14 protein-coding genes and 1 pseudogene are annotated in these 13,068 nt (G+C 52.2%); 1 reads left to right on the top strand and 14 read right to left on the bottom strand.

What is annotated here, in order from left to right:
• Positions 1-308: hypothetical protein (locus tag HMPREF1986_RS13425; RefSeq protein ID WP_207636981.1), on the bottom strand; the 308-nt coding region annotated here is incomplete at its 3' end.
• Here HMPREF1986_RS13425 and HMPREF1986_RS13805 point away from each other — a divergent pair.
• A pseudogene (locus HMPREF1986_RS13805) lies at positions 291-426 on the top strand (phage portal protein); the annotation flags it as partial. The gene HMPREF1986_RS13425 and the pseudogene HMPREF1986_RS13805 sit on opposite strands and share 18 nt — an antisense overlap.
• 43 nt (positions 427-469) lie before the next feature.
• Here the strand turns inward: HMPREF1986_RS13805 and HMPREF1986_RS11805 are convergent.
• From HMPREF1986_RS11805 to HMPREF1986_RS11740, 13 genes are all read right to left on the bottom strand, one after another.
• Positions 470-1,456, bottom strand: a complete 987-nt coding sequence (locus HMPREF1986_RS11805; protein ID WP_021775087.1) for an SIR2 family NAD-dependent protein deacylase — start codon at positions 1,454-1,456, stop codon at positions 470-472.
• Positions 1,437-2,243 carry a protein-ADP-ribose hydrolase gene (locus HMPREF1986_RS11800; RefSeq protein WP_242837390.1) on the bottom strand — a complete coding sequence of 269 codons (807 nt, stop codon included), beginning with the start codon at positions 2,241-2,243 and terminating at the stop codon, positions 1,437-1,439. The genes HMPREF1986_RS11805 and HMPREF1986_RS11800 overlap by 20 nt, the downstream gene beginning before the upstream one ends.
• Before the next feature lie 279 nt (positions 2,244-2,522).
• Positions 2,523-2,963 carry an Rrf2 family transcriptional regulator gene (locus tag HMPREF1986_RS11790; protein ID WP_021775085.1) on the bottom strand — a complete coding sequence of 147 codons (441 nt, stop codon included), beginning with the start codon at positions 2,961-2,963 and terminating at the stop codon, positions 2,523-2,525.
• A gap of 75 nt (positions 2,964-3,038) precedes the next feature.
• Positions 3,039-3,668, bottom strand: a complete 630-nt coding sequence (locus HMPREF1986_RS11785) for an NAD(P)-dependent oxidoreductase (RefSeq protein WP_021775084.1) — start codon at positions 3,666-3,668, stop codon at positions 3,039-3,041.
• Between the two features lie 154 nt (positions 3,669-3,822).
• Complete coding sequence (locus HMPREF1986_RS11780; protein ID WP_036600547.1) at positions 3,823-5,460, bottom strand: sigma 54-interacting transcriptional regulator; 1,638 nt, start codon at positions 5,458-5,460, stop codon at positions 3,823-3,825.
• A gap of 116 nt (positions 5,461-5,576) precedes the next feature.
• Positions 5,577-6,587 carry a uroporphyrinogen decarboxylase family protein gene (locus HMPREF1986_RS11775; protein ID WP_021775082.1) on the bottom strand — a complete coding sequence of 337 codons (1,011 nt, stop codon included), beginning with the start codon at positions 6,585-6,587 and terminating at the stop codon, positions 5,577-5,579.
• A 65-nt stretch (positions 6,588-6,652) separates the two neighbouring features.
• Positions 6,653-7,753, bottom strand: a complete 1,101-nt coding sequence (locus HMPREF1986_RS11770) for a uroporphyrinogen decarboxylase family protein (protein WP_021775081.1) — start codon at positions 7,751-7,753, stop codon at positions 6,653-6,655.
• Positions 7,754-7,786: 33 nt separating this feature from the next.
• Positions 7,787-8,440, bottom strand: a complete 654-nt coding sequence (gene dhaL / locus HMPREF1986_RS11765) for a dihydroxyacetone kinase subunit DhaL (RefSeq protein WP_021775080.1) — start codon at positions 8,438-8,440, stop codon at positions 7,787-7,789.
• A 13-nt stretch (positions 8,441-8,453) separates the two neighbouring features.
• Positions 8,454-9,443 carry a dihydroxyacetone kinase subunit DhaK gene (gene dhaK / locus HMPREF1986_RS11760; protein ID WP_021775079.1) on the bottom strand — a complete coding sequence of 330 codons (990 nt, stop codon included), beginning with the start codon at positions 9,441-9,443 and terminating at the stop codon, positions 8,454-8,456.
• Between the two features lie 162 nt (positions 9,444-9,605).
• A complete protein-coding gene (locus HMPREF1986_RS11755) occupies positions 9,606-10,316 on the bottom strand; it encodes an ABC transporter ATP-binding protein (protein WP_021775078.1) in 711 nt (236 codons plus the stop codon).
• Positions 10,300-11,088 carry an ABC transporter ATP-binding protein gene (locus HMPREF1986_RS11750; RefSeq protein WP_009214054.1) on the bottom strand — a complete coding sequence of 263 codons (789 nt, stop codon included), beginning with the start codon at positions 11,086-11,088 and terminating at the stop codon, positions 10,300-10,302. The genes HMPREF1986_RS11755 and HMPREF1986_RS11750 overlap by 17 nt, the downstream gene beginning before the upstream one ends.
• Before the next feature lie 41 nt (positions 11,089-11,129).
• On the bottom strand, positions 11,130-12,155 hold the full coding sequence (locus HMPREF1986_RS11745) for a branched-chain amino acid ABC transporter permease (protein ID WP_330365170.1): 1,026 nt from the start codon (positions 12,153-12,155) through the stop codon (positions 11,130-11,132).
• Positions 12,156-12,170: 15 nt separating this feature from the next.
• Positions 12,171-13,049 carry a branched-chain amino acid ABC transporter permease gene (locus HMPREF1986_RS11740; RefSeq protein ID WP_009214052.1) on the bottom strand — a complete coding sequence of 293 codons (879 nt, stop codon included), beginning with the start codon at positions 13,047-13,049 and terminating at the stop codon, positions 12,171-12,173.
• Positions 13,050-13,068: the final 19 nt, after the last annotated feature.

Here is a 13,068-nt window from a genome sequence, read left to right as displayed (position 1 = left end):
TTCGGCTTCTTCTGCAGAAGAGCATCACGCATCCCGGAACGACCATAGGTATCATTATATTCATCTTCTGAAACTGATATCACCAGAGAAGGCGCAATGCAAGCATTCAATGCCTTGCGGGCACAGGCTAAAGAAAACGGTGTTGCTGATATGAGTCTTGATGATATCAACAAGGAAATTGATTGTGTGCGTGCCGAGGTATAGGGGATGATCCGCCGCGCAGTCATTGATACAAATGTGCTCGAACGGAAGCACCTAAAAAATAAAATATCAGACTTGAAAGCATCTAGCTGTGCTTGCTTTTGCATAGCGAGCCAAATCCGGAGATGAGTTCCTTCGTATTCCGGGAGACCCCCCATGACTCATCTATGTTTGTGGGGGAACGCCTATGCTCAAATCATCCGAAGCGGTAAGGCTGAGGTCATTTCCGAGCAACTGTTTATTCAGCCGCTCGGAGTCTTATGGCTTCTCATAAAAGCTTCAGCACTTCCCCGATATCTCCGTCAATGCATATGCTCCTGTCCGCGATCTCGGCGGGACAGAACGCCTCGCCGAAATTCACACAGGCATAAACAGCGTTTTTGTTTGCGAGCGTCATCTGCCAGAACGGATATTTCACAATAACAGGCGTATTTGCTCCTACACCGAGCTCAAGATAAAGCAGATGGAGATTTTCGTGTCTTCGCAGGAAGTCGGAATATGCCGCAGACGCTCTGTGCCATCCCTCATCCTCTGCAAAGGAATCATCCGCGCGGAGATTCATTCTAACGTCCGAGCCGTCATCCGGGCACTTCGGGATAAGCTCTGTCGGGATATGCATGCTTATATTTCCATCCTCCGGTACCTGGAATACACCATCCGCATCCTTCACAAAGCCCTGTGCCGTCATCGCTTTCATTACCCATTCCTCATTGTCATAGGTCTTGCCGTTTCTGCCATCCACGGTCTGGAAAAGTCCGTAGTCTCCCTGCGTATAGAAGAGGCGCTTTTTATCGAAGCCCGCTCTTTGGAACTGATGATCCACATTCGTTGTGATGGAAAACCAGTCCTTGTCTTTCACAAGCGAAAGAAGCTCCCGATAGACAGGCTTAGGCGATTCCATGAAACGATTGAAATAGATGTGCCTTGCCCACCATGCCCAGCGTGTTTCATCATCGGGGAAGGGATAGAAACCACCGGAATAGATGTCGCGGATACCATAGTTCCTCGCAAAGTCAAAGAAGTATCTTTCAAATCGCTCCCCGCTGTAGCTAAGTCCCGCAGATGTGGAAAGCCCCGCGCCGGAGCCGATTACGATGGCATCCGCCATTTTAATTTCCTGTTTCAGTCTTGCGATATTTTCTTCCTTTGTTCCCGTCCCGATCGACTTATGTCTGCTGAAGCATCTTACTGCGGCGAGTCCCTTCTGAATGCTCTCCAGATAGCCGTTCGGCATTTCATTGTACAAGCTCTTCATAGTATTTTTTATCCTCGTCCTTAAAAACGTTGAAGATCACCCTTTCCATACGTCCGGGATGTTCCTCCCTCCAATCGGTCACGGTTCGCACCGCGATCTCCGCCGCTTGGCTTTTCGGGAAATGAAATACACCCGTGGAAATGCAGCAAAAGGCCACGCTCATGAGCCCATTCTCCATACACATATCCAGCGTGTTCCGATAGCAGTCTGCAAGCTCTTTTTCCAATTCCGGCGTCAGCTTATCCTGAACGACAGGCCCCACAATATGTACGACTTTTTTTGCCGGAAGATTATATGCGTCTGTCAGCATCGGAAGAGCGGTCGGCTGCTCATAATCTCTGCCGTACCTTTCCCGCAGCAGATTCATCCGGCGGCTGCACTCGGCGCGAAGCTGCACTCCGGCAAAGGTATGGATGCAGTTGTCAATGCAGGCATGCATCGGAATGAAACAGCCGAGCATCTGTGAATTGGCGGCATTCACGATGGCATCCACGGCAAGCCGTGTAATATCACCCTGCCAGATGGAAAGCCCGTCCCGTATCACGGGAATTTCCGAAAGCTCCACGATCCCGTTTTCACGAATTCGTTCTTTCAAATACTCATCCTGAATGCGGAGAACAGATTCGTCCATCCTCCGCGGCATACGGATATTCATCAGCGAACGGAGAACACGCCATTTCCCGTTCCTATCGCTTGGTATCTGCAAATCTTTATATTCATCGGAATCAGCCTTGAATTCTTCTGCCAGGCAGTCCAGCCGCTGGTCCTGCGTCATGTTCTCGTTCATTGGATTCCCCTCTTTCCACCGCAGAGGCAGGGCAGGCTGTCCGGCCATTTCCGCAATGCAGACGATGCTCCTGCCCATCCTAAGTCACAATGCAATTCTTCGGACAGACCGTCCTCATCTGCATCCATCCTATCGATAGCGGCCGTTGCGGGCAGCCCTTCATCATCAGCCGTAGCAGCAATACTTGTGTGGATGACATACTTCGCACCCATCTGCGGCAGCTCTTTTATTGCAAAAGCGGGCTGTCGTCATCCGTTTTGTCCTGCGCCCGATCTTCCATCAATCGGCGGAGCCGACTTCCCTTTTGATATCCGAAGCAACATCGGCGATCGTGATATGACGCAGTTCATCTTCCATCGCATCCTGTACCCGCCGCAACTTTTCGTCCATAGCCAGATGAATGTTCCTGCCAACGGGACACTTGATATTCGGATTCTCGTGAAAGTGGAAAAGCCCCTCAGCACCTACGCAGTCTACCGCCTGATACACATCATAAAATGTAATCTCATCAAGAGCTTTCGCAAGACTGATGCCGCGCTTGCCCTGGCTGATTTCGATGATGCCGGACTCTTTCAGCTTTCCCATCACATTTCTCACAATGACGGGATTCGCTCCGACACTTCCCGCAAGGAAGCTGCTGGTGACTTTTTCGCTGTCCTTGAAATAATCGATGGCAGTAATGATATGAACCGCTATCGTGAATTTGCTTGTAATCTGCATTGCCCCTTCCTCCTTCCTGTAATATACATAATGACAGGAAAGATATCAATGCAGACATTACAGGCTTCGATGCCATTATTCCCTCACCACGCTGATTCTCTGCCGGATATGATTGCCTTTCTCGATCTCATCAATCATGGCAATAGCATAGTCCGCATAGCTGATGATGCTCTCTCCCTTGCTGTTAAGCGTCAGCTCCTCACCGCCGAGGATGTACCTGCCGCTGCGTTCGCCGTCAGCCTGGAAGTCTCCGGCAGGACTGATATAGGTCCACTTCACATCCTTTCGCTCACGAAGCTCGGTGAGGGCCTTCGCCATGGCCGCTGCCAGAGGCTTGAACGCATCCGGGAAATCGGGACCGTCAGTAAGCTGTGCGCTATGCTCGGGATTGACATAAAGGCTGCCCGCGCCGCCAACAACGAGAAGACGGGTATCCGTGCCGGAAAGGATGTCGCAAAGGTGTGAAAGAGAGCTGCTGTGCTGGGGAAGAGTATCCTCCGTCCATGCTCCGAATGCGTCAATTACTGCGTCAAAGCCCTTCAAATCCTCCGCACTCAAATCGAACAAGTCCTTCTGAACATAATTCTTTGCATCGGTCTTATTCTCCCCGCGGCCGAAAGCCGTAAGCTCGAAGCCTCTGTTCACCGCCTCGGTGATAAGCCTGCCTGCTACTCTGCCGTTAGCCGCTACTACTGCGATCTTCATGATGAAATCCTCCTTGTAAAATCGTATTTATCTTGTAATGTTTATCATTACAAATAGAGCATAGCAGACAAGCTTCATCTTATCAATGTTTTTATTACAAGTTTTTCAAAGGATGTGAACTCCTCTCCGATTTTCCCGCAGAACTTCCGGCTCCTCAGCGCAGCTCTCTCATCCTTCCCAGCCGCCGGTTCAGTGTGCTCCGGGATATGGCGAGCGCCCTGCATATTTCCTTTTGTGTCCTCCCGATACTCAGCATTTCCCGGATCCGATTCAGTTCATACTCTTTCAGGGAGATTTCCCCGCTTTCCTTCTCCTCCCGCAGCCCTCCCTCCGTCACTGCCCTCTCAATCTGCAGATTTAACTCATTCACCCCCATCCTCATATATTCCATCTGTACCGGCTCGAAATAGTTCTCTCCCCTCTGCTCTATCTTATAGAGCTTCTGATAATACTCTGTCATGCTGCGGGTATATCTTTTAAAAAGCTCCGGATCGGAATGCAGTGTTTTCCCCGGTGAAATCCGGTTTTTCTGCATCATCTCATAGAGCTCCCGCTCAAAGCGCCCGTCCTCAAGATACGCACCAATATCTCGCTCGGTACACAGTATGATTCTTAAGCTCCCTGCCGCATCCTTCTGCTTTTGGAGAGAAGCTATGTATCTCGCCAGTTTTTTCTGATAATACAGCTGCATCCTCTCCGGGTGATGGATCACCAGTGTCCCATCCTCCATATTTTTCAAAAGTCCATTCTCCCCGAAGAGATACTCCGAAAGATAGTCCCGATAAAGGCTGGAGCTGTGCATGATGAAAAAGTCCTTCAGCTTCTGCGCGGATTCATTGTGCATCGCCTTCGCGAGCATCTCATTGATTTCATTGTCGTCCGTATTGATATATAAAAGCCTTTCCTCGCTCCTCGCAAAGCGTGCGGCCTCCTCCAGAAGCTCCGCTGTGCAGATCTCCTCCAGGAAGTCAAAGGTCACACAGCTTCCGTTTGCAAAGTCAAACTGTGCGGATTCCGACTGGATTTCACCGTATCTCCGAAAGGAGAACAGAACCGTCGTCATTCCCAGCTCATCATGAATCGGTTCCACATTGATGATTCCGTAAAACTGATTGCGCTCTGCCGCCGCCTTGAGCATTTCCGGCTTCAGCTCTCGTTTTTGAAAGATCCTCCTTATGTAATCATAGGGGAAGAGCTCCTGTATATGAGAGCCCAGCAGCTCCTCCGTCACAAAGAACAGTCTCTTGAAGGCCTCATTTACGAAGAGAATCGTCCCGAAGCAATCGGTATAGACATTGGCGATCGGGTTGGCATCCAGGATGCCCCTGAGCTCCGCATTTTTCTCCTCCATGATTTTCGATCTTTGACTGCTGTGTATCTTAGAGGCGATCAGCTCCGCCATACTGTGCATGAATGTCACGGTGGAATCCCGCTTCTTAAAGAGCTCCCTCCCCTTGTCCTTGGGCAGGATCAGGGCGATGACGCCGATCGTGCGAATCCGGTCACGGATCGGCACGCCGATAAACGCTTCCATCTTGCATTTTGCGTACTCCGCGCAGAGACGACAGCTCCTCTTCTCCCTTTTATGCTCTACCAGAAGATCCTTTCCATTGTACAGCACCTCCCCGATCAGAGAGCCGACCTTGATGTCCTGATAGAGCGAGAAGTACTGAAAGGCGCTCCCGATAATTCGCATACTCTTGTCCGTAATGATGACATCGGTGGAAACCACGTCTGAGATTGCCCTCGCAAAATCATCGAATTCCGTCCTGAGCTCTCCTGCATATCCCATCCTGTCCTCCCGCCGCGATAACGCAAACAGCCTGCCGCTCCGGCAGGCTCTATAGAGCGCCGGGGCGGCAAGCCTTCCCAAAAGGCCGCTCTTCCAAGCGGCCCGGTCCTTCACACTTATGACTTATGATATTCCGACACCAGTCTTCGGATCAGCTCCAGCCTCTCTGCTGTCACCTCGGACGAAATCGTGCAGTCGGCGCCGATCGCCACTCCTTTCGTTCCCGCCTCATCCAGGATGCGCCGGATCTCCGCGCGGAGCTCCTCCTCAGTTCCCGTATACAGTATGCTTCCCTCCGCGTTGTCGAAGCCTCCCAGCACCGGCTTCCCATTCAGGAGCTTCTTTCCCTCCGCGAGTCCGATCCCCTCGGAATACACCGCCCAATTATATGCTTTTACCGGGTAATCCTTGTACCAGCTCAGATGATTCGTATACTTCCCATAGCCGCAGATATGCAGGATCGTCCTGTCCGAAAAGCGGTTGATATACTGAAGCACATCCAGATCCAGGGGCTCCACCAGCTTCCGATGCCCCTCGTGTGTCATCAGCTTATCCTGCACGCACTGCACACTGTAATAAATTCCATCGACGGAGGTCTCCTCAAAAAGGCGTCTCACAAGACATTTCGTGTCCTCCGCGATGCATTTCGCAGCCTTCACCATCGTCTCCGGGCTCTCGTGGAAGAGACGGACAAACTTCCGGAAATCCTCATCGTATTCCTCAAAGCGAAGGCGGATATACTGAAGCGGTGAAAAAATGTTGTAGTATTTATAGACATCGTTTCCGCAGTAATCGCAGATTTCCTTTACATATTCCACCTGCTTCGTGATCCAAGGATGCTCCGCCCCCACCGGGCCAAGCTCCGAAAGATCCTCTATAGTGCGGATCGTTTTACGGCAGACGGAGGGATGCCCGAAGAAGCCGTCCGACATGATCTTAAGGAGATCCGGCTTTACCTCATCCGCGAATTTCTTCTGCTCTCTCAGCACAGTCCGGTATATCTCCTCGTCCGCGCCGCTGTAATGATCGTGAAACGAAACGAAATGATGCCAAAAGGCGACCGGGACTCTACTCTCCTCCACATTATTCAAAAATGAGTCAATTACCTTTCTGCGATCATCCGTCATATTCTCTTCTCCTCATTGATTCTGTTCTCCTCTTTGATTCTGTTCTCCTAACTGATGCTCTTCTCCTAATTGGTTCTCTTCTCCTCATTGATTTTGTTCTCCCTTTTGCTTCTCTTCTCCTTCTTTGATTCTTGGTTCCCCTTTCCGATTCTGTTCTCCTTCTCCTGGAGCTGCCTCGCAATCCAGTGAATTCTCCCGTCCTTAATCTCATTCGGAATGGAGCAGTCCGCCCCCATGATGTAGCCTCTGTGCCCGTTCTCGCGGATCAGCCGATTCACAAAGGCACAGATTTCTTCCCGGCTTCCCGAATCGATCAGCGTCTCGGGATTATTGTCAAAGCCCCCCAAGACACATTTCCCCGGGAACAGCTTCCGCCCCTCCTCGATGGAGATTCCTTCGGTAAAGGTCGCCCAGTTATATGCCTTCGCCTCATAGTCCTGATAAAAGCAAAGCTGATTCGTATGATGCGAATAGCCGCAGATATGGAGAATGTTGTAATCACTGAGTTGATTCGCAGACTCCAGGACCTCTATCTCCGTCGGACGAACGATGCGCTCATACATCTCCCTCGTATAGCGCTTACTCTGTATATTCTGTACGCAGTAGTATATCCCGTCCAGCCCGGTCTCCGTGAGAAGTCGGGACACAAGAAGCTTGATATCCTTCTGAATCTCCATCCCCGCCGCATGCAGCTCCTCCGGGAAGCTCTCCGCGAGAGCTGCGAAACGCTCATAGTCCTTATCGTAAAAATCCAGGCGGATGCGGATGACCTGAAGCGGCGCGAAGATATTATAAAAGGTCATCACCTTATCCCCGAAGAGCTCCTGCAGGCGCTTCACATACTTTAACTGCTCCGTGATCCAGGGATGCTCCGGCCCGATGCTTTTAATCCTGAGGAGATCCTCTCCCGTCCTTAAAGCATTGTCCATGACCGGAGGATAGCCCATGAAGCCCTCGCTCATAAACTTCATCATGTCCGGCTCAACTTCCTCAAAATATCTCTTATGTCCTTCTATAATCCTCTCTATGATCGCCGGATCCTCCAGCCCGCGGAATTGATCCTTCCCCAGTACGAAGTGATGCCAGAATCCCATGGGTACCCGATAGGTCTCCTTATTGTCCATGGCATCCCTAAGAAGTTTCCTCTTGTCCTCCCTCTCTCCCACAGCTTTTCTCCCATCCTGCTGGCCGCAAAGCTCCTATTTCTCTCTCGATTTCTCCGCGGCAAAATCCATTAACGTCACAAGCTGATAGGACATCGTCACTGCCCCCGGATCCAGATGCCCAAGCCCTCTGTCCGCCTGATAACTCGCTCTCCCCCTGACTGCCTCCATCTTTTTCGTATTTTCCGCGCCCTCCTCCGCTGCCTTCTTCACTTCCTCACAGAGGAGCTCCGCATCTTCCTTCCGATCCAGGCATTCCTTATATTTCTTTACCGCCGGGGCCAGGCTGTCGATCATCGTTTTATCTCCCTCCTTCGCCTGCCCCCGTGCGGTGATCGCATCCAGCATTGAAAGCAGAACCTCATACAGCGTCTCCTCCCCGATCTTCTCCTTTCCCTCCAGCGGTTTGGACGCTGCGATATAAGCACTCCCGTAGAGTATCCCGGAGGAGCCTCCGATCACCGACATCATAATCCGCCCGATCTCCCGAAACTGCTCCGAAAGCTCCATCTCCTCCAGCCTGTCTGCCTGCTGCACCAGACTCTCAAAGCCCATGTTGATGTTCGTCCAATGATCCCCGTCCCCGGTCGCGCTGTCAAGCTCTGTGATATAGTCCCCCCTGGAATGGATCAGCTCATACGCTCTTTTGATATATTCCATATAATCCCGGGACCTAAGTGAAAAGCCCATAGCTTCCTCCTCCTTAAATCTTCCATGCCGGCGTGTCACACGGCGCATCCAAAAGAGCCTTCAGCTCTTCATCCAGCTTCATCAGCGTAATCGATGCGCCCGTCATATCGATGGATGTGCAGTAATTCCCGACGAGAGTGCGGTATGCCCTTATCTCCCTCTCCCTTAAAAGCTTCTGTACTTCCATATTTAAGATATAGAGCTCCATCAGCGGAGTGCCTCCCAGTCCGTTGATGAGGACCGCCGCCTCCGCTCCGGAGTAGTCGTAGTCCGCCATGATTTTATCCAGCAGAATCTCTGCGATCTCCTTCGCCGTCTTAATCTTGCTGCTCTCTACCCCCTGCTCACCGTGGATTCCCATCCCGATCTCGATCTCGTCCTCCGCGATCTGAAAGCCCGGCTTTCCGACCGCCGGCAGAATACAGGGTGTCATGGCGACGCCCATGGTTCTGATGTTCCGAACCGCCTTCTCTGCCGAAGCCCTGACCTCCTCAAGGCTTGCTCCCTGCTCTGCCCTGGCCCCTGCGATTTTATGCACAAAGACGGTTCCCGCGATCCCCCTCCTTCCGGTTCCCTCCTCCCGGTCCGGAACCGCTACATCATCCTTCACGATGACCTGACTTGTCTCGATCCCATCCAGCTTTGCGAGATCCGCGGCCATCCCGAAGTTCATGATATCGCCGGAATAGTTCTTGATGACCATCAGAACACCCTTTCCGCAGGATACCTCTCTCAGGGCAGTGCCGATCCGATCCGGGCTCGGGGAGGAAAATACATTTCCCGAGACCGCCGCATCCAGCATCCCTTTTCCCACATAGCCCGCGTGCAGCGGCTCATGTCCCGCGCCTCCTCCGGATATGAGCGCCACCTTATCGATCTTTTTCTCCTTTCGGCAGATCACCTCCAGCTTCGGTATATAGCTCAGGGCATCCGGATATGCCATCTGAAGCCCCATCAGCGCATCACCTACCACCTCTGTCGGCTTATTAATGATCTTCTTCATAAACGATCCTTTCTCTGTTTTATTCTCTATTCCCTATTCTCTTCTATAAACTCCCCGCCTGTCATCTCGTGAGCTTGGAAAGTGCCTATTCTCTCAACGCCAACAGCTCTGTTTCATCCTTTTCCATATGACGCTTCATTCTCTCGGCAGGATTTCTCAAAATCACGCCATACCGAGGTAGGCTTTCTTGACCAGCGGGTTGACAGCGATTTCCGAGGCCTTTCCCGACATACTGACGATGCCGTTTTCCAGCACATACGCCCGGCTCGATACCTGTAAAGCCATATTTGCGTTCTGCTCGATCAGGAGCACCGTCACCCCCTGCGCATTGATCTTTCGAATCATGGCAAAGATCATTTCCACAAAATTCGGCGCAAGTCCGAGCGACGGTTCATCCAGGAGAATCAGTCTCGGATTGGACATCAGCGCCCTCCCCACCGCGAGCATCTGCTGCTCTCCTCCGGAGAGGGTACCGGCCTGCTGCTGCCTTCTTTCCCTTAAGCGGGGGAACAGTTCATAGACCCGCTCTCTCGCCTCCTTGATCTGCTTTTGCTCCCTTACGACAAACGCACCGATCCTCAGATTTTCCTCCACGGAGAGCTCCGGGAAAACCTCTCTTCCCTCTGGGGAGATCCCGATGCCCGCCTTTGTCATGGAATAGGTCGGCACGCGGCTGATATCTCTTCCGTCAAAAATAATCTTTCCTGCCGCAGGCTTCACGATCCCCATGATCGAGTTCACAAGCGTGGTTTTCCCCGCGCCGTTGCTTCCGATCAGACAGACAATCTCCCCCTCATTCACTTCCAAAGCGACTCCCTTTAAGGCATGAATCGCTCCATAGTTCGTATGCAGGTCCTCAATTTTCAACAGCATTCTGTGATCCTCCGAGATAGACATTGATGACTCTCTGATTTCGGGCGATCTCCTCCGGCAGTCCCTCCGCGATCGGCTTCCCGTGATCAATGACATAGATTCTGTCGGAGATCTTCATCACGACGCTCATATCGTGTTCTATCATAAGAACCGTATATCCCCGCCCCTTCAGGAGCCGGATGAACTCCATCAGCTCGGAGGACTCCTGCGGATTCATGCCGGCAGCCGGCTCGTCCAAAAGGATCAGCTTCGCCCCCGTCGCGATCGCTCTCGCAATCTCCAGCTTACGCTGGTCCCCATACGGCAGGTTCGAGGCATAGTCGTCCCGCCTCTCATAGAGCCCGACCTCCTTCAGGATTTTCAGCGCCCGGAGCGTAATGGCGTCCTCTTCTTCCCGGAATGCCCTGCTCCGAAAGATCGAGGAGAGAAAGCTGTAGCCCGTTTTGATATGCGCTCCCACAAGCACATTTTCGATCACCCTCATATCCGGAAAGAGGCGGATATTCTGGAAGGTCCTGGAAATCCCCCGCTTTACGATCTCTCCCGGCTCGCGGCGCTGGATTTCCTTCCCCTCAAAGAGAATCCTCCCGTGATCCGTCTTATACACTCCCGTGAGCATATTGAATACCGTGGTTTTCCCCGCGCCGTTTGGCCCGATAATGCTGACGACTTCCCCTCTTTTGACCCGGAAGCTGACATTCTCTACCGCAACGATGCCGCCAAAGCGCTTCGTAATTTCCTCTACCTCCAGCAACAGATCCTCTCTATCCATTTTGCCCCCATCCGCGCAGCCGGATTTCCTGCTGCAGCTTCCTATGCTTCTGCTTCCTTCCTAAGCTTCTTTTTCACATTTTCAGACAATTGATACGGCAGGGAAGATCTCCATCCCAGGATCCCGGACGGGCGGAAGCGCATCATCAGGACAAGGATAGCGCCGTAGAGCACAAATCGGTATTTCATCAGACTTCGGGACAGCTCCGGAAACGCGATCAGGACGATCGCTCCGACATAGATCCCCCGCAATGTCCCCATACCTCCGAGAATCACGATGCTGAGTATCAGCGTGGATACATCGAAATTAAAGGTATTGGGATCGATATATCCGATCAAGGAGGCATAGAGGGCACCGCCGAGCGCACAGATCACAGCGGAGAGGACGAATGCCAGGATCTTATATGCTGTGACGGGAATCCCCATCATTGTGCTCGCCATCTCATCCTCCCGGATCGCCCGAAGCGCCCTTCCTGTTTTTGACCGCATGAGGGAGCGGCAAAACAGCGAGATCAGAACAATCATAAACAGTATCAGGAAATACATCCCGTGATTCGCTGTCGTGAACTTCCATCCGAAAATCTGCGGCTTTGGGATATTCTTGACCCCCAGCGTTCCATTCGTCACGCTCTGCCAGTTCATCAGCACCATCTTGACGATCTCACCAAAGCCCAGAGTGATGATGGAGAGGTAGGTTCCGGTTACGCGCAGAGTCGGAAGGCCCATCAGCGCACCGATCAATGCCGCCGCGAGCATCCCCGCAAGCATCGACGGGAAAAACGGACATCCCGCCTTCACCGAAAGAAGCGATGCGGTATACGCGCCGATAGCCACAAAGCCCGCGTGTCCCAAGGAGACCAGGCCCGTATATCCCGTCAGCAGATTCAGCCCAAGGCCCAGTATGATGTAGCAGCCGATCTTCGCGACTACCGTAAGAAAATACGGATTCCGGAATACAAACGGCAGCATAAGAAGGAAGACGGTCAAGATGATCCAGAGCAGCTTCGCATTCCTCCACGCAAAGCTCTCAAACGAAGACAATTTCCATTTTTTCCCTGTTTTATCCATCTGCATTCTCCTGTCCTATACCTTGGTGATTCCCTTTCTTCCGAATAAGCCATTCGGCCGAAGAATCAGCACCAGGATCAAAATAATGAATGCCACAGAATCCCGGTAGGTCGAACCCAGAAACATGACTGCCATGCTCTCCGCATTTCCGATGATCAGTCCTCCCAGGATGGCTCCCGGGAGACTTCCGATCCCTCCCAGCACAGCGGCGGAAAATGCCTTGAGCCCCGCCATGAATCCCATATTCGGGTAGACGATCTCGTAATAGCCTGCGATCAGGACGCCCGCCAGCGCCGCGGAGACACCCGCGAGAAAGAAGGTAAAGCGGATGACAAAGTTTACGTCGATCCCCATCATCCGCGCTGCCTTGGCATTCTGCTGACTGGCTCTCATGGCAAGCCCGATCTTCGTCCGAAATACGATAAAAACCAGAATCAGCATCAGGATCACGGAGATGACGCACATCATAATCTGCGTCATGGAGACCGTCCCTCCCAAAAGGTGAATCCCGCTGTGCCCGAAAAAATTCGGGAAATTTCTCTTTTCGGAGCCCAGAAAGATAATCAGCAGATTCGTCACGATATTGGAGATCCCGATGGTCGTGATGAGGGAGGCAATCGGAGGCGAGCCCTTCTTCCGGAGCGGCTCCAGCGCCGCCTTATCGATCAAAATCCCCAGTATCCCGGTAAAGAGCATGCTAAGAAGAATTCCCGGGATGATTCCAAGCCGCATACTCACAATAAAAACCATCGCGATCTCCGCCCCGAAGGCATATACCGAGCCATGTGAAAAATTAACCAGCCTCAGGATCCCGAATACCAGCGAGTAGCCGACCGCAATCAATGCGTAGCCCATGCCGAGCGCAAGGCCGTTGAAAATCTGCTGAAGCAGCATAATTACCCCCTCTCCTGTA

Source organism: Oribacterium sp. oral taxon 078 str. F0263 (genome assembly GCF_000469565.1).
GTDB lineage: Bacteria > Bacillota > Clostridia > Lachnospirales > Lachnospiraceae > Oribacterium.
This window is presented reverse-complemented; position numbering and strand designations above follow the sequence as displayed.